At 61.4% G+C, this 22,563-nt stretch carries 19 protein-coding genes; 7 read left to right on the forward strand and 12 right to left on the reverse strand.

What is annotated here, in order from left to right; translation table 11 throughout:
* Window positions 1-214: 214 nt before the first annotated feature.
* Window positions 215-1,078, forward strand: coding sequence for a LysR family transcriptional regulator (locus tag A7K61_RS24635; protein ID WP_044269164.1), 864 nt, complete (start codon window positions 215-217; stop codon window positions 1,076-1,078).
* 58 nt (window positions 1,079-1,136) lie between these two features.
* On the forward strand, window positions 1,137-2,141 hold the full coding sequence (locus tag A7K61_RS24640; protein ID WP_056787279.1) for a LacI family DNA-binding transcriptional regulator: 1,005 nt from the start codon (window positions 1,137-1,139) through the stop codon (window positions 2,139-2,141).
* Here the strand turns inward: A7K61_RS24640 and A7K61_RS24645 are convergent.
* The 6 genes from A7K61_RS24645 to A7K61_RS24670 all read right to left on the reverse strand — a co-directional run bounded on the left by A7K61_RS24645 (window position 2,138) and on the right by A7K61_RS24670 (window position 9,095).
* Entirely contained in the window at window positions 2,138-2,863 is a 726-nt protein-coding gene (locus A7K61_RS24645) for an SDR family oxidoreductase (protein WP_069558546.1), read from the reverse strand. The two genes, A7K61_RS24640 and A7K61_RS24645, sit on opposite strands and share 4 nt — an antisense overlap.
* A gap of 139 nt (window positions 2,864-3,002) precedes the next feature.
* Entirely contained in the window at window positions 3,003-4,535 is a 1,533-nt protein-coding gene (locus A7K61_RS24650) for an FGGY-family carbohydrate kinase (RefSeq protein WP_069558547.1), read from the reverse strand.
* A gap of 1 nt (window position 4,536) precedes the next feature.
* Window positions 4,537-5,616, reverse strand: a complete 1,080-nt coding sequence (locus A7K61_RS24655) for an erythritol/L-threitol dehydrogenase (RefSeq protein ID WP_003192355.1) — start codon at window positions 5,614-5,616, stop codon at window positions 4,537-4,539.
* A gap of 25 nt (window positions 5,617-5,641) precedes the next feature.
* A complete protein-coding gene (locus A7K61_RS24660; RefSeq protein WP_069558548.1) occupies window positions 5,642-6,634 on the reverse strand; it encodes an ABC transporter permease in 993 nt (330 codons plus the stop codon).
* Entirely contained in the window at window positions 6,600-8,108 is a 1,509-nt protein-coding gene (locus A7K61_RS24665) for a sugar ABC transporter ATP-binding protein (RefSeq protein WP_069558549.1), read from the reverse strand. Before A7K61_RS24665 ends, A7K61_RS24660 begins: the two co-directional genes overlap by 35 nt.
* Before the next feature lie 63 nt (window positions 8,109-8,171).
* Window positions 8,172-9,095, reverse strand: a complete 924-nt coding sequence (locus tag A7K61_RS24670) for a substrate-binding domain-containing protein (RefSeq protein ID WP_032896420.1) — start codon at window positions 9,093-9,095, stop codon at window positions 8,172-8,174.
* 270 nt (window positions 9,096-9,365) lie between these two features.
* Here A7K61_RS24670 and A7K61_RS24675 point away from each other — a divergent pair, with 270 nt between their 5' ends.
* A complete protein-coding gene (locus A7K61_RS24675; RefSeq protein ID WP_069558550.1) occupies window positions 9,366-10,067 on the forward strand; it encodes a sterol desaturase family protein in 702 nt (233 codons plus the stop codon).
* Between the two features lie 5 nt (window positions 10,068-10,072).
* Here A7K61_RS24675 and A7K61_RS24680 read toward each other — a convergent pair whose 3' ends face one another.
* The 6 genes from A7K61_RS24680 to A7K61_RS24705 all read right to left on the reverse strand — a co-directional run bounded on the left by A7K61_RS24680 (window position 10,073) and on the right by A7K61_RS24705 (window position 17,351).
* A complete protein-coding gene (locus A7K61_RS24680) occupies window positions 10,073-11,521 on the reverse strand; it encodes a hypothetical protein (protein ID WP_047711230.1) in 1,449 nt (482 codons plus the stop codon).
* Between the two features lie 151 nt (window positions 11,522-11,672).
* On the reverse strand, window positions 11,673-12,029 hold the full coding sequence (locus A7K61_RS24685) for a hypothetical protein (protein WP_047711231.1): 357 nt from the start codon (window positions 12,027-12,029) through the stop codon (window positions 11,673-11,675).
* 2 nt (window positions 12,030-12,031) lie between these two features.
* Window positions 12,032-13,024 carry a hypothetical protein gene (locus A7K61_RS24690; protein ID WP_069558551.1) on the reverse strand — a complete coding sequence of 331 codons (993 nt, stop codon included), beginning with the start codon at window positions 13,022-13,024 and terminating at the stop codon, window positions 12,032-12,034.
* 140 nt (window positions 13,025-13,164) lie between these two features.
* A complete protein-coding gene (locus tag A7K61_RS24695; protein WP_069558552.1) occupies window positions 13,165-14,229 on the reverse strand; it encodes a lipocalin-like domain-containing protein in 1,065 nt (354 codons plus the stop codon).
* Window positions 14,219-16,681: an ABC transporter permease gene (locus A7K61_RS24700; protein WP_069558553.1), complete on the reverse strand. Its 2,463-nt coding sequence runs from the start codon at window positions 16,679-16,681 to the stop codon at window positions 14,219-14,221. The genes A7K61_RS24695 and A7K61_RS24700 overlap by 11 nt, the downstream gene beginning before the upstream one ends.
* A gap of 1 nt (window position 16,682) precedes the next feature.
* A complete protein-coding gene (locus A7K61_RS24705; RefSeq protein ID WP_044269196.1) occupies window positions 16,683-17,351 on the reverse strand; it encodes an ABC transporter ATP-binding protein in 669 nt (222 codons plus the stop codon).
* A gap of 275 nt (window positions 17,352-17,626) precedes the next feature.
* Here A7K61_RS24705 and A7K61_RS24710 point away from each other — a divergent pair, with 275 nt between their 5' ends.
* The 4 genes from A7K61_RS24710 (at window position 17,627) to A7K61_RS24725 (ending at window position 22,332) form a co-directional block, all read left to right on the forward strand.
* Window positions 17,627-18,307: a histidine phosphatase family protein gene (locus A7K61_RS24710; RefSeq protein ID WP_069558554.1), complete on the forward strand. Its 681-nt coding sequence runs from the start codon at window positions 17,627-17,629 to the stop codon at window positions 18,305-18,307.
* A 181-nt stretch (window positions 18,308-18,488) separates the two neighbouring features.
* Complete coding sequence (arnT, locus tag A7K61_RS24715; RefSeq protein WP_069558555.1) at window positions 18,489-20,144, forward strand: lipid IV(A) 4-amino-4-deoxy-L-arabinosyltransferase; 1,656 nt, start codon at window positions 18,489-18,491, stop codon at window positions 20,142-20,144.
* Window positions 20,145-20,172: 28 nt separating this feature from the next.
* Window positions 20,173-21,690, forward strand: a complete 1,518-nt coding sequence (locus A7K61_RS24720) for a glycosyltransferase family 39 protein (protein ID WP_069558556.1) — start codon at window positions 20,173-20,175, stop codon at window positions 21,688-21,690.
* A 333-nt stretch (window positions 21,691-22,023) separates the two neighbouring features.
* Window positions 22,024-22,332, forward strand: a complete 309-nt coding sequence (locus A7K61_RS24725; protein ID WP_003192377.1) for a DUF6124 family protein — start codon at window positions 22,024-22,026, stop codon at window positions 22,330-22,332.
* Window positions 22,333-22,563: the final 231 nt, after the last annotated feature.

The following is a 22,563-nucleotide window of genomic DNA, read 5'->3' on the forward strand; positions in this document are numbered from 1 at the left end:
GGCCGTTACCGCAGCAATGGATATGTACTCATTCCAACCCAACGAAATGGTCGACCAGAAGGCCGCCTTCGCGAGCAAGCCCGCTCCCACAGTTTGATTGTGGGGTGTCAGGTAGAGAAGCGTCGGCTGACAGGCCGCCATCGCAGGCAAGCCAGCTCCCACAGATTTGACCGCATTCCTTTACACTGTCCCCCATTCATCACCCAGGGCGCTTATGGACATCGAACTGGCACGCACCTTCCTCGAAATCACCCGCTGCGGCAGCCTGGCCGCAGCGGCCGAGAAACTGCACGTCACCCAGACCGCCATCACCGCTCGTGTGAAGAACCTGGAAAGCCAGTTGGGTAGCACACTGTTCGTGCGCAACCGTGCCGGTGCGCGGCTGACCGCCGACGGCGAGGCGTTCGTGGTGTACGCCAACCAATTGCTGCAAACCTGGGAAGCGGCGCGCCGCGACCTGCCATTGCCAGACGGCTATCGCAACGTGCTGCATATCGGCGGTGAAGTCAGCCTGTGCAACCCATTGATGCTCGGCTGGGCCAAGGCGCTGCGCGAGCACATACCAGGCCACGCGCTGCGCACCGAAGTGCGTGAAGGCGAGTACCTGCTGCGTCAGTTAGAGCTGGGCGTGCTCGACGCCGCCCTGGTGTTCCAGCCGCAATACTGGCCGGGCTTGCAGGTGGAGCAGGTGCTGGAAGAAAAACTGATTCTGGTGCAACTGGCGAGCAAACCCGAGCCTTACGTGTATATCGACTGGGGCCAGGGTTTTCGCCAGCAGCACGACGCCGCCCTGCCCGACCGTGCGCGTGCTGCGGTGAGTTTCAACCTGGGGCCGCTGGCATTGCAGTACATATTGGAGAATGGCGGTGCTGGCTACTTTCGCACACGGGTGGTGCAGAGCTACCTGGACAGCGGCGTGATGCAGCGCGTGCCCAAGGCGCCGGAATTCAGCTTCCCGACCTACCTGGTGTATTCGCGGGCGCGGGATTCGGCGGTGTTGCAACAGGCTTTGGAGCTGCTACGCACAGTGGTGAAAGCCGAAGGCGACTGGTCGCAACGCTGGGACCCGCTGATTTGAATCACTCTACGCCTGCGCACATGCTAGCCTGCTGGTGTTCCCCCTCGCAGCCTTACCGATGAACAAGAAAAAGTCCGTCACCATCAGCGACATTGCCAAACGCGTCGGCATGACCACCATTACGGTGTCCCGGGCCTTGAGCAAACCCGACCTGGTCAAACCCGCCACCCTGGCACGCATTCTTGAAGTGGCCCGCGAGCTGGACTACGTGCCCAACGCCTTCGCCCGTGGGCTCAAGCGCAGTGAAAGCCTGATCATCGGGGTCATCACCGCTTCGGTGGACAACCCGTTCTACAGCGAGATGATCAAGGCGATTTCCCGCGAGGCCAAACAGCACGGCTACACCATCATGCTGGTGGACACCGATGAGCTGGAGGAACTCGAAAGCAAGGCAGTGGATACCCTGCTGGGGTATCGCGTGGCGGGGATCATCCTGTCGCCGGTCTCCGATGAACCAAGCTACCAACCCGACTACCTGGAGCGCCTGAGCAATGGCAAAACCCCGGTGGTGCTGCTCGATCGCACGATCCACGACAGCCCGTTCAGCCGTGTGGTGCTCGACAACTACCACAGCGGCTTGCAAGCCGCGCACTACCTGTTACGCCAAACGCCCAACCTCAAGCGCCTGCTGGTGCTGACCGGCCCCGAACATTCGCGCATCAGCGTGGAGCGCCTCAAAGGCCTGCGTGAAGTGCTGGCCGCGCACCCCGACATTCAGGTCGAGGTGCAAGCGGGCGACTACACACTGATGCCGGCTTACCTGCATACCCTCGACTACCTGGCCGCACACTCGGCGCCGGACGCGATCATGGGTTTCAACCAGTTGATCACCCTGGGGGCTCTGCGCGCCTTGCGCATGCACAACATCGCCCATGACAGCCTGACCATCTGCGGCATCGACCGCCTGCCCTTCGCCGATATCTTTGGCGTACCCATCGCCTGCGTGGCCCACGACGCGTCCCTGGCCGGCAGCAGCGCAGTACGCCTGCTGCTCGACCGCCTGCAAGACCCGCACAAGCCACGGGACAAAGTGGTGATCGCCGGCCAGTTGGAAAACGGCTAGCGGCTGGTGTAGCCGCCGTCGACCGGCAGGCTGACGCCACTGATCATGCTCGCCGCGTCACTGAGCAGGAACAGCACCGGCAGCGCCACCTCTGCCGGTTGCGCAAAACGCCCCAACGGAATCGCGGCCAGTGCCGGGTCGCGCCTGGCCGGGTCGGACCAGGCCATGGCCGCCATCGGCGTCAAGGTCACGGTGGGGTTGACGCTATTGACGCGTATACCAAAACGGCCCCATTCGGCGCATTGCACACGGGTGATTGCATCCAGTGCAGCCTTGGAGGCGCAGTAGCTCAGGTGATCGTCCAGCGCCACCAACGACGCCTGGCTGGAGACGTTGACGATACTGCCGGCAATGTCCGCCTCGATCATCTTCGCCGCGACTCGGCTGGCCACTTGTGCAGCGGCGCGGGCGTTGACGTTCATCACCTGGTCGAAGGCGTTGGCGCTGATGGCAGCGGCGGGTTCCAAGCGTGAAATCCCGGCGCAATTGACCAGGCCGTGCAGGGGCGGCAAATCTTGCAGGGTTTTATCGAGGGCGATGCTGTCAGCGATATCCACGCACAAGGTGCGGCACCCCAATGCCGCCAACGCCTGGGCATCGCGACCAAGGGCGAAGACTTGGGCGCCGCTGGCGATCAGTTGCTGGGCAATTTCGCGACCGATGCCGCTGCTGGCACCGGTGACGAGGATGCGCTGGTGAGAGAAATCAAAGGTTGCATGCATGGATGAAATACTCGAGAACAATGAAGACCTCCTGTGGGAGCGGGCTTGCTCGCGAATGCGGTGGTTCAGCCATGTATGTAGTGACTGGCATACCGCATTCGCGAGCAAGCCCGCTCCCACATGTTTGGACAGTGTTGAATCAGGTGGTTTGCAGGTTGTGCATGATCGGTTTCAGGGCCGGGTAAAGCTTCAGGTACTCGGCAAACGCCCGGTCATAGGTCATGACATTCTCCCGCTTGGGCTGTGCTCGCAATTGCAACTGCACCCAGCCGGTGTCCATCGCCTCATCACTCACCAGTCCCACCGTATGCGCCGCCAACAACGCTGCGCCCAGGGCCGCTTCTACCTCCTGCACGATGGTGTACACCGGGTAGCGTGTGACATCGGCGATGATCTGCATCCACAGGTCCGAATGGCTCGCTCCACCCACCACGATCAGGCGCGGGTCCAGGGAATGCGCGCCCTGGGTGCCCGCTTCGATATTGTGGCGCAGGGCAAAACTTACGCCCTCCAGCACCGCGCGGTACAGGTGAAAGCGGCTGTGGTACAGGTTGAGCCCGACAAAACTGCCGCTGGCGCGGTCATCCCACACCGGGCTGCGTTCGCCCATCAGGTAAGGCAAAAACACCACGCCTTCGCTGCCCGCCGGAATCTTCATCGCGCTCTGCTCCAGCAGCGCCAGGCTGTCTTGCCCGGTGACCTGGGCCTGCTGTTCTTCGGCCTGGCAGAACTGCTCGCGAAACCAGCTCACCGAGGCTCCGGCGGTGATCGCACCGCCGAAGATGTACAGGTCGCGGTGGCCGTTGTAGACATGGGGCATGCTCACCAAACCGTGGCGTGCATCCACCCGCTGGTTCAGGTAGCCCCAGCACATGCTGGTGCCGATCATCGCCACATGATTGCCCGGCTGGGTGACACCCGCCGCCAGGGTCGCCATGGCCGCGTCCACGCCCCCAGCGAGGATCGGCGTGCCCGCCTGCAAGCCCAGGCGTGCGGCCCAGTCTGCAAGCAAACCACCCACCACCTCGCCGGAATACAGCAACCGCTCGGGCATCATCGACTGCTCGATACCCAGCGCATCCAGCATCTCGCCTGACCAGTTGCGCGCCGCCACGTTATAGACACCGCCGATATTCCCGGCACTGCTGTGGTCCACCGCCAACTCGCCGGTCAGGCACCAGTTGATGTAGCTGTTGGGCGGCAGCAGGTAACGGGTATTCGCCCACACCTGGGGCTGGTGCTGCTTGAGCCAGAGCATCTTGGTGAAGCCGTAGTAGCTGTCCACCGAGTTGCCGGTGATGGCGAACAAGCGCTCCAGGTCCACCTGTTCGCGCACCCAGGCCACCTGCTCGCCGGCGCGCCGGTCCATCCAGATCAGGCACGGGTGCAACGGCGTCATCTGTGCATCCACGGCAATGCCCGAACCGCCGTACAAACTGCTGATGCACAGCGCCTTGACCTGCGGCGCCGGCACCCCGGCCTTGGCCATGCACTGGGCCACGCAGGTTTGGACGGCATCCAGCCACACCTGCGGCCACTGCTCGGCCCAGCGCACTTTCGGGGTGTCCACCCGGTAGCCGTGGCTGTGTTGGGCGATGATCGTGCCCTGGGCATCCACCAGCAGCGCTTTGGTGCTCTGGGTGCCAATGTCTACACCGATGACGTAGTCCATCTCAGAGCACCGGCTTCAACAGCACCTTGATCGACTTGGTCGAATTGGCCAGTTCAAACGCCTCGGCCCAGTCGTCCAGCGGGAAGTCATGGGTGACGATGCCTTGGGAGGTGACCAGGCCGCGCTCAAACAGGTCGATGGCGATCGGGTAGCAATACGGGCCCAGGTGCGCGCCGCGCACGTCGAGTTCCTTGCGGTCGCCAATGATCGACCAGTCCACGCTGGTCTCGGCACCAAACACGCTGAACTCGACAAAGCGCCCGAGCTTGCGGATCAGGTCCAGGCCCTGGGTGACGCCGGCCGGTACGCCAGTGGTTTCGATATAGACGTCGCAGCCGTAATTCTCCGTGAGGCCGTTGATGATCTCGCGAGCGTTGTCACGGGCCGGGTTGATCACCACATCGGCGCCGAACTTTTTCGCCAGCTCCAGGCGTTCATCGACCATGTCGATCACCACCAACTTCTTCGGGGTCTTCAGTGCGGCGACCTGGACCATGCACAGGCCCAGGGTACCCGCGCCGGCAATCACCACCACGTCGTCGAGCTGGATATCGCCACGGTTGACGGTGTGGATCGAGCAGGCCATTGGCTCCACCAGCGCCGAGTCTTCCAGGGACACCGACTCGGGAATCTTGTGCACGATGGCGGTCTTGGGAATGCGCATGTACTGGGCCATGCCGCCTTCAGCCACTTCGCGCTGGAAGCCGAAGATGTTGTGCACTTCGCACATCCAGTACTTGCCCGATTTGCAGAAGCGGCACTTACCACACGGCACGATCTGTTCGGCGATGACCTTGTCACCCACCTTGACCTCAAAGTGCTCCTCGGCGCCCTCGCCGGCTTCGACCACGTAGCCGAAAAATTCGTGGCCCGGTACTACCGGTGCCTTGACCCAGGGGTTGTCGCCGCCCCAGAACATCGCCGCGCCCGAGTGGCACTTGCAGTCACTGGCGCAGATGCCGCAGGCGGCGATACGGATCACCAGCTCATTGGCACGCGCCTGGGGTTTGCCGATGCGCTCCAGGCGGTAGTCTTTCGGGCCGTGGCAGACGACGGCTTGCATGTGAGTGTGCTTGTCCATGTATTCGGTCCTGTGTAGTGAGGTATTAACGATGGCGCTGACGGCTGATGAAAATCGCCAGCAAGATGATCCCGCCCTTGATCACGCTCTGGACGTAGGGCGACACGCCAAGCATGTTCAAACCGTTGTTCAACACGCCCAGCAGCATGGCGCCGAGCAAGGTGCCGATGATCACCCCGCGCCCGCCGGCAATCGACGCGCCACCCAGTACCACGGCGGCAATCGCATCCAGCTCGAACGACACGCCGGCATTCGGCTGGCCGCTCATCAGGCGCGAGGTAAGCACCAGCCCGGCAATCGCGGCGGTAAAGCCGCTGATGCCGTACACCAGCAACTTGAAGCGCGCCGCACGCACCCCGGACAAGCGCACCGCTTCTTCATTGCCGCCGATGGCGTAGATGTAACGGCCGATACGGGTGTGCTGCAGCAGCACATAGGCCGCCAGGTAAGTGATCAGCATGATCAGGATCGGCACCTGCAGGCCAAACACACTGGCGCGACCGAAGAACGCGAACCACTCCGGCAACCCGGAAATCGGGTAGCCGTCGGTGTACATCAGCCCGAACCCACGGGCGATGCCCATGGTCGCCAGGGTGACGATGATCGGCGGCATGTGCAGGTACGCCACGAACAGCCCGTTGCCGATGCCGAAGGCCACGCCCACCAGCAGCCCGACGCCAATCGCCAGGCCTGGCGGCAACCCGGCGACCATCAGCCCGGCGGTCAAGGTGCCGGACAACGCCATCACCGGCCCCACCGACAAGTCGATCCCGCCGGTGAGAATCACGCAGGTCATGCCCACCGCGATGATTGCGTTGATCGACACCTGGCGAGCGATGTTGGAGAGGTTGCTGGCGGTGAGGAAGGTGTCGCTGGCGAGGATCATCACCAGGGTCACCACCACCAGCCCGACAAAGGGATAAAACGCGGGCGAACGCAGCAGCCGCGCCAGGTTCAGGCGCCACCGGCCGGTGTTGGCGGAGTTAATGGACGTATTCACTTGAGCCCCCTGTTGCATGGCGCATGACCTCCTGAGGATTGACGGCGGACGCTTCCAGTACTTTGACGATGGCGCCCTTGTGGAACACGGCGACGCGGTCGCACATGCCGATGACTTCGGGCAGCTCGGAGGAAATCATGATGATCGCGTAGCCTTGTTCGGTAAGGCTGCGCATCAACGCGTAGATCTGCGCCTTGGCACCGACGTCGATGCCGCGTGTGGGTTCGTCGAACACCAGCACGTCGCAGTGGTGGTTGATCCAGCGGGCGATCACGACTTTTTGCTGGTTGCCGCCGCTGAGGTTCACCACAAGGCTTTCGCCGCTGGGCGCCTTGATCGACAGCTGGCCCATCAGCGCGTCGACACTGGCGCATTCCTTGGCCTTGTCGATCAGGCCCGAGGCGTTCTGATATTTGGGCAAATTGTTCAGCGAGATATTTTCGCGAATGCTGAAGGCGGTGATCAGCCCTTCGCTCTTACGGCTTTCCGGCAGCAGGCCAATGCCGTGGGCCAGGGCTTGGGCCGGGTCGTCGAGGCTGACTTTTTCCCCGCGCAGCCACACGTCTTTGCTCACCGTGGGCAGCGCGCCCATCATGCCCAGGGCCAGCTCGGTGCGGCCCGAACCCACCAGGCCGGCGAAGCCGAGGATCTCGCCTTTGTGCAAATTGAAACGGTTGCGGGGGCCATTGCGCACCAACTGGATGTCCTTGACCTCTAACAGCAAGGGGCCGGGTTCGCTGCTGGGCTTAGGTGGAAAACTGCATTCCAGGCGGCGGCCAACCATCATCTCGACCAGGTGATCAATATCGCTGTCGGCCACATCGGTAACGCCTGCGTTGCCGCCGTCGCGCAGCACACTGATGCGGTCGCAGACTTGGAAAATCTCTTCCAGGTGATGCGAGATAAAAATCACCGCCACGCCCTGGCGCTTGAGTTCGCGCATGATCTCGAACAGCAACTCGGCTTCACTGGGTGTCAGCGTCGCGGTCGGCTCATCGAGCACCAGCAGGCGTGCATCCAGGGCCAGGGCCTTGGCGATTTCGACAAACTGCTGCTCGGCCACGCTCAGGTGCTTGACCGCGCAGTGCAGATCGATACTGACCCCGAGGCGCTCGAACAACGCCTGCGCGGCCTCGGCCATTTCGCGCTTGCGCAACAGGCCGAAGCGGTTGCTCAGCTCATGGCCGAGGAAGATATTTTCTACCGCCGTGAGGTAGGGAATCAGGCTGAACTCCTGGAACACAATGCCAATGCCGGCGGCAATCGCATCCCGATAGGTCGCAAATTGTCGGGCCTGCCCGTCGATAAGAATCTGCCCTTCGTCCTGATGTTCGACACCGCCCAGAATCTTCATCAGGGTGGATTTGCCCGCGCCATTTTCCCCAAGCAACGCGTGGATTTCGCCGCGCTCCACTTGCAGGTTGATGGCCTTGAGGGCCTGTACCCCCGGGTAACGCTTACAGATGTTTTCCAGCTTCAGAAGACTGCTCATACCGCCGACCTCGCACTCAGAAGGAAGACCTGGGCCCCACGCATTGCGTGAGGCCTGGGGGATTTACCAGCTGAAGTCCTTGGCCTTGGCCTGATCGATCAAGGTGATGTCCACCGGCACGCTGGCCGGTACTTGGGCGCCCCACTTCTTGGCCAGGGCAATGCCCAGGGCGAGGCGGATCTGGTCACGGGGATATTGAGCCGAGGTGGCGATGAAATGGCTGCCGGGTTTCTGGATCGCCTTGATCGCTTCCGGCGCGCCGTCGACGCTGACCAGCTTCACGTCCATCCCGCTGGCTTCGATGGCCGAGAGTGCGCCGAGGGAGCCGTTGTCATTCACGCTGAAAATGCCCTTGAGGGTGGGCTGGGCCTGCAACATGTTTTCGGTGACGGTCAGGGCCTGGTCACGCTCCTGTTTGCCGTTCTGGATGCTGACAATCTTGATATCCGGGTGCTTGGCCACCGCCTCTTTGCAGCCGCGCACACGTTCGAGGATCGGCACCACGGCGATGCCGTCGAGGATGGCGATATTGCCTTTGTCACCGATGGTTTTAGCCAGGTATTCACAGGCCTGGAAACCGGCGTCGAAGTTCTTCGAGCCGACGAACGAATCCAGCGGGCCATCTGCCTGGGCATCCACCGCCACCACTACGACGCCGGCAGCATGGGCCGACTTGACGGCCGATTGCACGCCGACCGAATCAGTAGGGTTGATCAGCAGGATGTCGATGCCCTTTTGCAGCATGTCTTCGACATCACTGACCTGCTTGGACACGTCGTGGCGGGCGTCGGTGATGATCAGCTTGGCACCGATGGTGGCGCCGGCTTCTTCCAGGGCGTTTTTCATGGTGACGAAATAGGGGTTGTTGATTTCCTGGAACGAGGCGCCGATGCGGATGGGCTTGGCAGCGTCGGCAAACGCGGGGCTCGCGCTGCCCAGGGTGATGCTGGCAGCCAGTAAACACAGGGTTTTTGGGAGCATTTTCATGGCGTGGGTCTCTGTTTTGTTTTTATTTTTAGAGCAAATGTTATCGTTAACATTTTGTCAGAAACTAACAAGTAATTCAGACCTGTGCAAGCCTCCACTGGTCGGTCTCGGGCAAAAACGTAGGAGCGAGCTTACTCGCGAAAAACTCACAGGCGCCGCGTTTATTCAGGAAGCCCGCGTTATCGTTGATATTTTTCGCGAGCAAGCTCGCTCCTACAGAGGATGGCAACTACGCTCAGCCTCAAATAAAAACACAGCGAGCAGCCGGCCATGCCCCACCCAACCGAGACTTTCCGCGCCCGTTATCGCGCAAGCGTCAACCCGCATTACAACCCCTGGCTGCACGCCGCATTCGTGCTTGGCTACGGCATCTTCTGCATCACGCTGGCCTGGTCCTCCACGGCTGATATCACCGTCCTGCAGTGGCTGACCGTGCCCCTGACGCTGCTGTTCTTCAACCTATGCATCTACCTTGTGCACCGCCACCTGGGCCATCACAAACATGCATTCGCCCGGCTGTTCTATGCACGCCACACTGGCGATCACCACAGTTTTTTCACCCCTGATCACATGACCTACGACAGCCCCCGGGACTGGCGTGTCATCCTGTTTCCAGCCTGGCTGATCGTGCTGCACAGCCTGGCCATCACCCTCCCCGCCTGGTGGCTGCTCAGCCAACTGAGCGCCAACGTTGCCGGGTTGTTTGCCGGGTGCATGATCCTCGGTTACATGCTCTACGAAGTGTTCCACGCCTGCGAACACCTGCCTGCCGAACACCCGGTGGCGCGCCTGCCTTGGATTCGCCAGATGCACCGCCTGCACGCCTTGCACCACCGTCGTGAGCTGATGCAGGGGCGTAATTTCAACATCGTGCTGCCGTTGATGGACTATCTGTTTGGCACTTTGCATTGGGAACCCACGGAAAAAAAAAGGGGCAGTCCAACTGGACTGCCCCCCGCTTCACACACATAGATCAATCAGCGCACGATGGTCTGGCTGCAGATGTGGCCGAGGCTGACGTATTGGACGTTATTGCCACCCACGCCCACATTAGGGAACTCCCTGAGCTCGATGCGCCAGCCGCCCTGGTTGAACCAGGTTTCCCAGTTGTAGGTCTGGCCCGAGGCGCTGTCCGGGTACCGCACTTTGTAGTCACCAGAGCAGGTGCCCAGCGCGACATTCCCCGAGGCTGCACCGGTGATGCCGGTCTTGGCCTCATAGTCGACCCAGTTGTAAGTGCCGCCAAAATGCTTGTCGACCCGCAGCACAGGAGTGACGCCGCGCAGGGGTTCGCCCGTGCTGTCTGACCACTGGGTGCTCCAGCTCAGATTGCGGGCCACCTGGGTGGTCAGTTGGAAGATCGAGCTGGGGATGCGCACCACGTTATCGCCGTTCACATTGTGCTGGTTCAGGCGTGGCGCGGAGCCGAGGGTCAGCTTGTATTGAGCCTGAGGGTTCAATGCCACCGCGGGGTTGGCCCGTACACGCACCTTGACCGTGTAGCCTGGCGTCAGGTTGGGATAGGTGGAGGTGGAGCCCTGCGGGACTTCCACCCACTGGGTGCCATCGAACCGTTCGAAGATCCACTGATTACGCGTGCCCGCACCGTCATCGCCCAGGAACATGCCCACACCTTGGCCACGCAACGAGACGAAGGAGAAGTAATCCACATCATTGACGCTGTCGAGGTTACCGGTCACCTGGTTCAAGGCATCCGGCAGCGCGAACGCGGTTTGCTCGGTGTCGTTAGGCTCGTAGGCATCCACATTGCTGTCCACTGCCACACCAAAACTGAACTGCGAGTTGCTCGCGGCATTGGCCACCATGAACCAGTAGTAGTCACCGGCCGGCAACACGCCGTTGAGGTATTCATCGGCACTGCCGGGGTTATCCGAGGTGCCCAATGGCGTCAGGTTGCCTTGGCCGTCGTCATGGAACAGCGTCAACGACATATCCGTGCCGGCACTCTGGTTCAGCAGCTGTACCTGGATTCGCGCGTTTTTCGGCAGGTTGAAGTGGTAAGCGATTTGCGCGCCGGTCTCCACACCGGTGAGGGTGTAAAGGGTATTGATATCCAGGGTGGGAAACAACGGCGTGAAGGCTGCAACCGCGGCCTGTTTCATGTGCGCCGAGTCAGGTTTTTCCAGCTGGCCAACCGGGGAGTCAATCGCCACATTACCGACGGCCGCCTTGCTTTTTTTGACGACGTTGGACTGCCCGGCCTTGGCGGCATTGAGCTTCTGCTTGAGCTCGCCCGAAACGCTGGCCTTTTCCAGCGTGCCGCCAGGTTTCAATGCTTTGTCCACGGCCTGCTTGACCGCCTGCGCGCTGAGTTTTGCCGGGTTTTGCTCGGCCAGGGCAAAGGCCGAAACGAAGCAAGAGGCCGCCATGGCCGCGCCCAGAATGAAGGCTTTTTTCGATTTCATTTTTTATCCATCCATAGTTAAAAAATTGAAGCTCAGGTAACCGGTGACATCCGGTCACCTGGGATGGACTGTAGGACAAGACTGTATGCATGTACAGTATTTTTTAAAAAATGTGAGCCCTGAAATTCAGGTTCAGGAAGCAAGAGCACCTCTAAAGCCAGGTACACCAATAGCCCCAACTGATCGCCCAAATCATCGCGAGCCGATAGGGCCATACAGCCCAACGCTTGAGCGCTGGCGGAATGACGGCTAACTCTGCCTCGGTCATGTAACCTTCTTTGACGGAGCGTTCTGGCGCGCGGAGGATATCAATCATGAGACACATGCGATGAAACCTGACGAACCGCTGGTTTCGTCCCCAGCGTTGCTGATATTTACGCACCTGCACGTTTTCAATGAAGTAACCTTCCAACGCCTCGAGTTTTGTTCGTTCGACAAAAAGTATCAGTCCTAAAACCACAAACGTCCCGATGATCATCACAGCGGTATAGGCGACAAAAAAATCCACGCTTAAGCCCCCTCTGGCTGGAATATCAAATCACCGTTGTGCTCTACAATTTTTCCGCCGAGAAACGCCCCGCCATCCCCGCCCTTCTTACCGCCTATATACCCTGCCGTCGCCCCTCCAATTATTCCGCAGGTCAGAGCACCGGATCCTCTCGTGGCGACACCCAGGAAAATGTGGCATGCCCGGCGTGTTAATTCAGCCCCTATTACCCCTGCGCCAGCCGCCCCTGCCACACCCCCCACCAACCTCCCAGTCTCCACATACTTCGCTCTGTTGCATTGCGTCTCCCTTCCCACCACACACGCCTCCTTCATTTCCAAACCCGCCACGCCTACATCCAACGCCAACCCCAGATATGTTCCTTGCTTTAACCATTTCGACATCTGCGTAATCGTTTGAACCCGCTGCGCATACCCCACAATTTCGCCTTGATGCAGATAGCTGTTGGTCGAGATCCCGAGCGCTCCCTTCAGCGGTTGATTGCCACGCAACCCCGAGCCAAATCGTGCAGCCCCTTGCAGTTGCATATCCAAAACGCCAAACATCCTTTGACGCTGTCGTATAAACGACTCTTTGTCCAAACCACCGTCCTTCAATTGGCGATGCAGTTGCTCGATTTCCATCAAAGTCTGTGCAACCGCCTGCAGGTGCCCGCTCCAAGCCGACGTCGCACTGCCGATGCCTATCGAGCCATACCCCAGAATGCTCTGCGCCAAATCGTAATTTGTGTTTCCTGCTCTATCGAGCGGCACGTTCTGGTCCAGTTGGCGACTAATCTCTTCAGCGTGGCGCATCAACCAGGCTTCTTCGATTGAGCAATAGGCACTGGACATCTCTGGAACGATCACCAACTCACCCGGCCTCACCATTCCTTGGCGCAGGTGTTTATTCAGCACATCAAAATGATCTGGGCCCGGCAACAAGCCTGCGTGCCATAGCTGTGATTTCAAAAATGAGTAGGGTGTAGCCTGTTGATTGATGTAGCCGTACGCCATGTCCTGGGTTCCGATACCGAGAGAGATGGCATCGAAATATAAGCAAGCGCCTACAGCCCGGACACAAGCAGGCGGGGGTCAAAAAGTACGTTTGGGAAGTTGCCTACACAGTAAAAGATGAACGCCTACAGAAAGCGCCCCTAATACCCCGTCATCTCCAAATACCCCACCCCACCCTCAAACCGCACTGGCCCTTCCCAGTACGGAATACCCAGGTCCATCCATGCCTTGGGGTTGACGGCTTCGGTGGTGATATCCAGCTGTTTACCGGGAATTTTCAGCGACCAGCGTATGGGAATGTTGCGCCCGTCGATGGTCGTGGTGGTCAGCGGTGTGAGTTGGATATCGCTGTTGTGCAAGGTCTCGGTGTGGCCCTGGGCGTCGATCCAGGTGCCGGTGAGGTAACCGTCGCTGTCTTTCTCACGCACGCGAAACAGCATCAGTTGCGCGCCGCGGTCCAGGTGCAGGGAGAACCAGTCCCAGCCGGTCTGGCTGGCGGCCAGGGGTTGGCTGCTCCATTCGCGGTCGAGCCAGGCCGGGCCGCTGACCTGGTAGGTGTGGCCGTCGAGGCTGACGCTGCCGCTGGCGGTGAAAAACGGTTGGCTGTAGTAATACGACGCCTGGCCCTGGTCGGATTTGCGGCTGTAGCCGCCATCGCCTTGCAGTACCAATGGACGGCTGGAGGTGAGGTGCAGGTCGTAGGCAAATTGCGCGCCGCTGGCCTTGAGTTGCACGTCGGCCAGGGGGCTGGAAGCGCCGGGGCGGGTGGCGAAGGTCCAGTCGTCGATCCAGGCGTTGAACGGCTCTGCCTGGGCCCCGGCTTGCCCCACGCCACCCCGGGCCAGGCGTTCGGCGGCGTAGTGGCGGGTGGCCGAGGTGACGGCGGCGTGGCCGAGCCACACGGTTGAATCGCGCCAGCCCGGTTGGACGGGGCCGGCCTTCAACGCATTGCGAAACAGCGTCCATTGCACGCCGAAGACATTGCCTTGGGCATCCTTGAGGTTGGCGGTGACGTACCACCATTCGATACGAAAGCCGTCATGGGGCCCGTGGTCCTCGGGAAAGCTGAAGACTTTGCCGGGCACCACCTGGGCAAAGTCCGCCGCATCGCTGCCCAGCCCGGCGAAACTGTCCTCGGGTGCGGGCGCCTGGTCGCACCCGCTCAACAGTAACCAGGCGATGCACGCCACTGCCTTAATCTTCATGGGCGAACGTCCTCAACAAATCCGCCGGGCGGCTGCGGTACAACTGCCATAACGGCCAGGCCGACGCGAGCAAGGTCGCGAGCATCGCCAGCCCCAGCAATTGCGCAAGCTGGCCGGGGAATACCTGCAGCGGCAGGCGCCAGCCGAAGGCCTGCACGTTGATCACCGCATCCAGGCACCACGCCAGCAACAGCCCCAGCGGCAACGCCAGGATCAACGTGAGTACCGCCAGCAGCCAGGTCTGGCCGAGGTTGAGCAGCATCAACTGTCGGCGCGTCACGCCCAGCGCCCACAACGGCGCGAGTTGGCCGAGGCGGCTTTGGCTCTGGGTCAGCAGGCTGATGAACAACGCCACGCCAGCGACGCCAAGGGTCAGGCTGTTCAACGCCGCAGTGGCGGCGAAGGTGCGTTCGAAGACCTGGCTGGACCAGCCCTTGAGTTGCTGTTGATCGACGATGCGGCTGTCTTCCAGGGCGAACTCACGCTGCACTTCACGGATCAGCGGCGGCACGTCGGCGGGGGCCACCCGCAGGTTGAAGCGTGCCGGTGAGAGCGTCGGCCAATGCGCCAACAGGTGCTGGGCATTGACCAGCAGGTGGCCCTTGGGGTTGCCGTAGTCGGCGTAGATGCCGACGATCTTCGGCGCCCAGCTGCCCTGTGGGGTGGGGATGGAAACCGTATCGCCCAGTTGCACCTTCAGGCGTCGCGCCAGTTGTTCGCTGAGCATCAGGCTGTCGTCTTGCAGCAAGCGGTCCCAGGGCGCGTCCGCCGCCTCCAGCAGCGGCCAGTGTTGACGATAAGTGGGGTTGTCGACCACGCCGAACACCTCCGCGGGCCAGCCTTGCAGTTGCACCGACACCTGCCAGGCGGGCAATACGGCCTGCACCAGGGGCTGGCGGGTCAACCATGCATTGAGTTGCTCGGCCTGCTGGGGATTTTGCGGGTTGAGGTACAGCTCGGCGGTGAGGCGTTGCTCCAGCCAATGGGTGAAGGTCTGGCGAAAGCCCGAGGTCATGGAACCGGCACCGATATTCGCCGCCAGGGCCAACAGCAACGCCATCAGCGCCAGGCTCAAGGCCGGCAGTTGTTGGCGGCAATCGGCCAGGAACCACTGGCCCAGCACCGAGCGACTGCGCCCCAGCACCGCTTTCAATAACCCGTTGAGCAGCACCGGTAACGCCAACGCCGCGCCCAACAGCAAGGCCGCCATCAGCACAAACCCGGCGGCCAGGCTATCGCCCAGCCACAGTGCCAGCAACGCGATCAGCAAGGCGGCGGATGCCACCCAGCCCTGGCGCCGTAGCCAGCGCCCATGGGCTTGATGCCAGGCCTGGGCGTTGGCCAGTGCCAGTAACGGCAAACGCGCCGCGCGCCACAGGCTGCTGGCCCCGGCGAGCAACGCGCCCAGCAGGCTCACGCCCAGGCCGGCCAGCCACCACCAGGGGCTCAAATTCAATTGGCCGGCGACTTCGGCGCCGTACAGGCCGCGCAAACTGGCGGCGACATCCGGCAGTAACAGGCTGGCCAGCAAGTAACCGCTGGCGATACCGAGCACACCGCTCAACACAGCCAAAGCGCCCAATTCGAGGCCCAGGCTCAGGATCAACATGCGTGCGCTGACTCCACAGGCGCGCAAGGTTCGCAGCAGGCCACGGCGCTGTTCCAGGGCCAGACCGATGGCCGCATGCACGATAAACAGCCCCACCACAAAGGATAAAAACCCCACCGCATCCAGGTTCAGGTGAAAGCTTTCGGTCAGGCGTGACAGGTTGCTGTCCTCGCCCTGCTTGAGTTGCAACGCGGCGGGTGGCGTGGGGTGGCGGGCGGCGAAGGTGTTGTCCACCAGTAAGCGCGACAGGCGCCCGGGCATGTTGAGCAGGGGTTGGGCAAAACTGATATCGGTCAACAGCAGGGCGGGGGCCATATCGGTCTGTACCTGCAACGGTGGCAGGCGTTGCCCGGTGGACGTCAGCGGCTGCTCGCCCGCCTGCAACCCCAGCGTCTCTAACGTTTGCGCAGCGACCCAGGTACGCCCCGGCGGCTCGAAAAACGCCAGCATCTGCGCCTGGCTCAAGCGTTGCCCCGCCACGCTGCCACTGCCGGGCAACGACACAGGGTCAATGCCCATCAATTGCAGGCGCTGCTGCTCGTGGCCTTGAAGCTCAACCCGGCCCTGCACCACCGGGGAGACCGGCCAGCCGGCGCGGCGCAGCTCGGCAAACAGTGCCTGGGGGAAACTGGCGGCGTCCGGCGCAACCAGGCTGGCTTGGGGTTCGCCACCGATCAATTGGCTGGCACGTGCGTAGCTGTCCCGCGCCTGGCTGTTGAGGGCCTGCACGCCGGTGAGGAGCGCGGTGGCCAGCCACAGGCCGGTGAGCACGCTGAAAAACTGCACCGGATGGCGCCGCCAGTGGCTCAGCAACGCGCGCAGCGTCCAGTAAAACAGTGCCATCTCAGCGAGCGTCCATCGGCACGACACGCCCATGGTGTAGCACCACCTGCCGGTCAAGCCGTGCGGCCAGGCGTGGGCTGTGGGTGACCATCAGCAGGCTGGTGGGGCTGTCTCGCAGCAGGTCCAACAGCAGTTGCAGCACTTCATCGCTGGTGGCTTCGTCGAGGTTGCCGGTGGGCTCATCGGCCAATAACAAACCCGGTCGCGAGGCCAGCGCCCGCCCCACGGCAACCCGTTGCTGCTGGCCACCGGAGAGTTGTTCGGGGTAACGCCGCAGCAAGTCGCCCAGCCCCAGGCGCTCCACCAATTGCGCTTGCCAGTGCGGGTCGAAACGCCCCGCCAGCCGCGCCTGGAACGCCAGGTTGTCTTCCACGCGCAAGCTGCCGATCAGGTTGAACTGTTGGAAGACCAAGCCGATTTGCGTACGGCGCCAATGGGCCAGTTGACCTTCGTTGAGTTGGTCGAGGCGCTGCTCGCCGATGCGGATGCTGCCGCCGTCCACCCGGTCCAGCCCGGCCACCAGATGCAGCAAGGTGCTTTTGCCGCTGCCCGATTCACCCATTAGCGCCAGGCTGCTGCGCTCGCCCAGGTGCAGGTCGACGCCAGCCAGGACGGCCAGCGGGCCTTGCGGGGTCGCATAGTTTTTTACAACACCTTGCACCTGCAACATAAGAACGCTCATCTGAAGGACCCGCAATGAGAATAACGGCTGATGCTCCTGCCCACGCAAATTTTTCACACGGATTTCACCGCCTGCCCATCCACCACACTTTAAAGTGCCCGCCAACTCGTGGTAACCCACAACTTTCTTAGTTAACCCAAGTGACACTCTTAACATGCACGTGTTCAGCAAAAAGACAGCAGTGCTGTGACAGTCTCCTGCCTCACTAAGGGCAACGGCCCCATCATGCAGCCGTTTTATAAACACAATAAACAGTGCCGAGGGTGAACCGCGTGGCAGACATGATCCTGGCCAACCGCCAACCTAAAAGGTCTAGGTTAAAACGCCTGAGAAAATACCGCCTGCACCTGCTTGGCATCAGCGTTACCGCCTTGCTGTTGGCGGGCTTTTTAATGTGGCCCAGCTCGCCGCTGGACCTGGGCGTGGGCAATCGCCTGCTGACCTCCGGGGTGCTCGCCAGCTGGCGCGAGGGTGAACTGGTGGTGTTGGTGCGCCATGAAGAGCGCTGCGACCGCTCGGCCAACCCCTGCTTCGGCCCTGCCGATGGCCTGACCATCAACGGCACTGACCGCGCCGTCGAACTGGGCAAAGCCTTTGATTCACTGGGCATGGCCCTGACCGACGTGCTCAGCAGCCCCACCACGCGAACCGCCCAGACGTCACTGTTCATGTTCGGCAAGACCGAACTGTCCCCCGGCCCGCTGGCCATCTGCGGCGACGCCATGGGCGATGAAATCCTCGGCCACAAACAGCCGGGACGCAACCTGATGCTGATCACCCACAGCGCCTGCATGAGCGACTTCCAGACCAGCCTGGGCTTCCCCCAAGCAGCCGCCGCCGAGTACGGCAGCGCACTGTTCGTCAAGGTGCTGCCCAACGGCACCTTCAAGGCCATGGGCACCATGAACAGCGAAGAGTGGACCGCCGCACTCAAACAACTTTAATTACACTTGTTTACATATTAAGCCACAACGTGTTCAGCAAAACGACAGCCCTGTTCTGGCATGTTTAGTCGCGCCTGTTAGTTATGTTTTCCTACAACTACTTAGTGACCCTTACGATGCTTCACCCTATTAAGTTAATACCGCCATTGCCCGTACTTGAACGTTATGGAGCGATGTGCGCATGCCCCGCGTAAACCCTCTGGCCTGGCTATTGCTGGGCGTTGCCGTGTTCATCTTGTTGCCCCTGGGCTTTCACGGTTTATGGACGCCAGACGAAACCCGCTACGCCCAGGTCAGCCAGGAAATGCTGATGAGCGGCAACTGGGTGGCGCCGCACTTCATGGGCGTGCGTTATTTCGAGAAGCCCGCCGCCGGCTATTGGCTCATCGCCCTCGGCCAGGCGGTGTTCGGTGAAAACCTGTTCGGTGTGCGCATCGCCTCGGTCCTGAGCACAGTCCTGAGCGTGGTGCTGGCCTACCTGCTCGCCCGTCGTTTGTGGAATGACCCACGCAAGAGCTTTGCCTGCGCCCTGCTCTACCTGAGTTTTGGCCTGGTGGCCGGGCAAGCCGGGTATGCCAACCTCGACCCGCAATTCACCCTGTGGGTGAACCTGAGCCTGGTGGCGTTATGGTTTGCCCTAGACTGCCGCACGCAACACGAACGCCTGGGTGCGTGGGCAGTGTTGGGCGTGGCCTGCGCCATGGGGTTCATGACCAAGGGCTTCCTGGCCTGGCTGCTGCCGGTCTTGATCGCCGTGCCCTACCTGGTGTGGCAGCGGCGCGTCGGTGAGTTGATGCGCTACGGGCCGTTGGCGGTGCTGGTCGCCGTGCTCGTATGCCTGCCCTGGGCCCTGGCCATCCACTTGCGCGAACCGGATTACTGGCATTTCTTTTTCTGGCATGAGCACATCCGCCGCTTTGCCGCCGACGATGCACAGCATGCACGGCCGGTGTGGTTCTTCCTGCCGATCATGGTGGTGGCGTGCCTGCCGTGGGCTGCCTTGTTACCTGGCACCCTGCTCAAGACCTGGCAGGAGAAGCGCCAACCGGCGATTGCCTATCTCGCCCTGTGGTTGCTACTGCCCCTGGGCTTTTTCAGCCTGAGCAAAGGCAAGTTGCCGACCTACATCATGCCGTGCCTGTTGCCCCTGGCGTTGTTGATGGGCCACGGCTTGATCGACCTGATCAAGCAAGGCAAGGCGCGCCCACTGGTCATCAACGGCGCGCTCAATTTCGTGCTCGGCATGACGGCCATGGTGGCGCTGATTTACCTGCAAATCACCCGCCCGCTGTACGGCAATAGCCACGCAGAGATGTTCAACCTGTCGCTGACGTTTATCGTGCTGCTGGGCTGGATCCTCGCCAACCTGCTGCAAGCGGTGCGCCCGTTGACGTTGTGGGCGATGCCCGCCCTGGGCATTGGCTTGCTGGTTGCCCTGCTACCGGCGGGCATGCCGGCCCTGATCGAAGATAACGAAATGCCCGACCAATTCGTGCAGGAGCATCTGGACGAACTGCAACCTGTCCGTGCTTTGCTGAGCAATGACCTGGGCCTGGCATCGGCCTTGACCTGGCGCCTGCGCAGGCCCGACGTGGTGTTTTATAACACCCAGGGCGAGCTGCGCTATGGCTTGAACTACCAAGACGCGGCACAGCGCAAAGTCACGCCGGACAGCGTCCAGGCCTGGTTGGCCGAGGCCCGCCAGCAGGGCTCGGTTGGCGTGCTGATGCAGGTCAAGAGCACCAGCGAACACCGCGAAGAAGGGCAATTGCCCCCCGGCGGCAAACGTTATCGCAAGGGCGACCTGGTGCTGACGATTTACCCCCAACACCCTTGAATGCAGCGCCTGCCACAGGGAACATCCCATGAGTTTCTGGAAAACCGAACGCGGCGCCCTGGTGTTACTGCTGGGCACCTCGGCCTTGCTGCTCTTGCTGGGCCTGGGCAGCCGCGACCTGTGGGGGCCGGAAACGCGCTGGGCGAATATCGCCTTGCAGATGCTGCAAAGCGGTGATTACTTCGACCCGTATCTCAAAGGCACGCCGTATTACGACAAACCCCTGCCCTCCTATTGGCTGATCACCGGATTTGCCCACCTGCTGGGCGGCCTCGGCCCCTGGTCGCTGCGCCTGTCATCGGTGCTTGCCGCGTGGTTGAGCATCTGGCTGGTGTACCTGATCGGTGAACGCCTGTTTCGCAAAGGCACCGGGCTGATCGCCGGGTGGATGCTCGCCACCACGTTCTACTTCCTGTTCTGGGCCCGCGTGGCCACCGCCGATGTCCTCACCGTGTGCGGCGTGCTGGCAGCGGTGTGGTGGTATTGGCGCGGGCCGGATGACACACGGCTGGGGCGCTACACGGTGTTTTTCCTGTTGCTGGCCGCCACCTCACTGTTCAAGGGTTTGATCGGTGTGGTGCTGCCGGGCCTGGTGCTGTTGCCACACCTGCTCAGCGAACACCGCTACAAACGCCACCTCAACCTGCGCCTGGCGCTGGCCTTGCTCATCGCAGGCATCGTGTATGCGATCCCCTTTGTGCTGTCCCACCGCTACGGCGCCCCCACTTACGGCGAGAGCGGCCTGGAGTTGGTGTTCCGGGAAAACGTGGTGCGCTTCTTCGATCCCTTCGACCATATGGGGCCGATCTACACCTACCTGATCTACCTGCCGGCCTACACCCTGCCCTGGGCACCCTGCTGGTTACTCGGCCTGTGGCTGGCCGTGCGCAACTGGCGCAAGGCGCCGCCCAACGTACGCTGGCTGGTGTGGGGCCTGGGCCTGTTGTTTATATTCTTCACCGCCAGCGGCAGCCGCCGCAGCTACTACGTGTTGCCACTGGTGCCCTTTGCCCAACTGCTCGGCGCCTGGTGGCTGAGTGAACGCCTGCACAAAAAACCTTCGAGCTGGCCGCGCTGGCAAACAGGCTTTGGCCTCAGCGCAGGCCTGCTCTTGCTGGTGCTGGGCGTGATCTACCCCTGGACCAACGGCAACGGCGGCGTCACCCGCTTCGCCACCGACCTGCAAGCCCAGGCTGAGAAAAGTGCGCCCTGGAACCAATGGCAACTGGTGCTGGTGGAGGTCGACAACAAACTGCCCATGTACCTGCAAAACCACGGCAAGCCCTTCTACTACGTCAGCGCAGCCCAGGACTTCCCGCGCCAAGGCAACAGCGCCGCGTTCATGGCCTGGCTGGAAAAAACCAGCGGCCAGGGCTTTGATCCGCAACGCACGATAATCGTCGCGCAGTATTCCAAGGAAGAGCCGACGCCGTTGGCGTTTCTGGCGGTGGATCATCAAGTGGTGACGACGCAACCGGATAATGGGGAGCGGTTGTTCAAGGCACGTGAAGGTGGGAGTGTGGCGTTTGTTCCGGGGACGCGCTGAGGCACTCTGCTTGCTGGCCTTTTGTCATGGTTTGTAAAGGGCCAGCAAGCCGTGTCCCTTTAAATTGCAGGACGTTTCCGAGACAATCCCCGCCGCCTTGTGCCGGTTGGAATCGGTGGCTAGTCTGCGGTCCATCACTGCTCATCAGTGATCGGGTTTAGTCGCTCGGGTTTCATATGGCGCATGGTTCCATGATGTTTCATGGTGGCTGTGCGTATGGGCGCCTTCGGGCGCGCCGGTTTGCCATGTGGCCGGTCGACTAACCTGCGTACAGCCGCCACCCATTCGTTTAGTCGCGAGGGGTGTCAGCTCCAAACCATGTGGAGTTACACCATGAATAAAGTCCTACCCGATTCACCCCTCGATCCTGCAAAAGACCGTGCCGCGTTCAACCGCGCCATCGACCATTACCTGCCCAGCCAGGGTTTCCACAACGTCAACGACGACCTGAGTTTTGAAGATGCTTTGCTCTACACCGCCAGCCTGCTCGACAGCGCTTCGGCAACGGCGCTCGATTGCGGCGAGCTGCTGGATAACCCAGGGCGGGCGAAGATTCTGGCGGTGTGGCATTTGTTGGAGATTGCCAAGACCACGGTAGATCGCTCTATTGAGTGCGTGAAGCCTTTGAAGCCAACAACTTAAAATGTAAAAGCGGGCTTGGCCCCATTTTGTAGGAGCGAGCTTGCTCGCGAAAAACTCACAGGCGCGGCGTTTATTCAGGAGGCACGCGTTATCGTTGGGGTTTTTCGCGAGCAAGCTCGCTCCTACAGTGGTATTGATGCAAATACCGTGGTAGTTCAGGCGAACCGAGTCGATGCCATCGCAGCATAGGTATCTACACAACTTTGTGGACTGTAACAGCGGACGGTAACC

It is taken from the genome of Pseudomonas sp. AP42 (genome assembly GCF_001728935.1).
In the GTDB taxonomy this organism is placed as follows: Bacteria; Pseudomonadota; Gammaproteobacteria; order Pseudomonadales; family Pseudomonadaceae; genus Aquipseudomonas; species Aquipseudomonas lactis.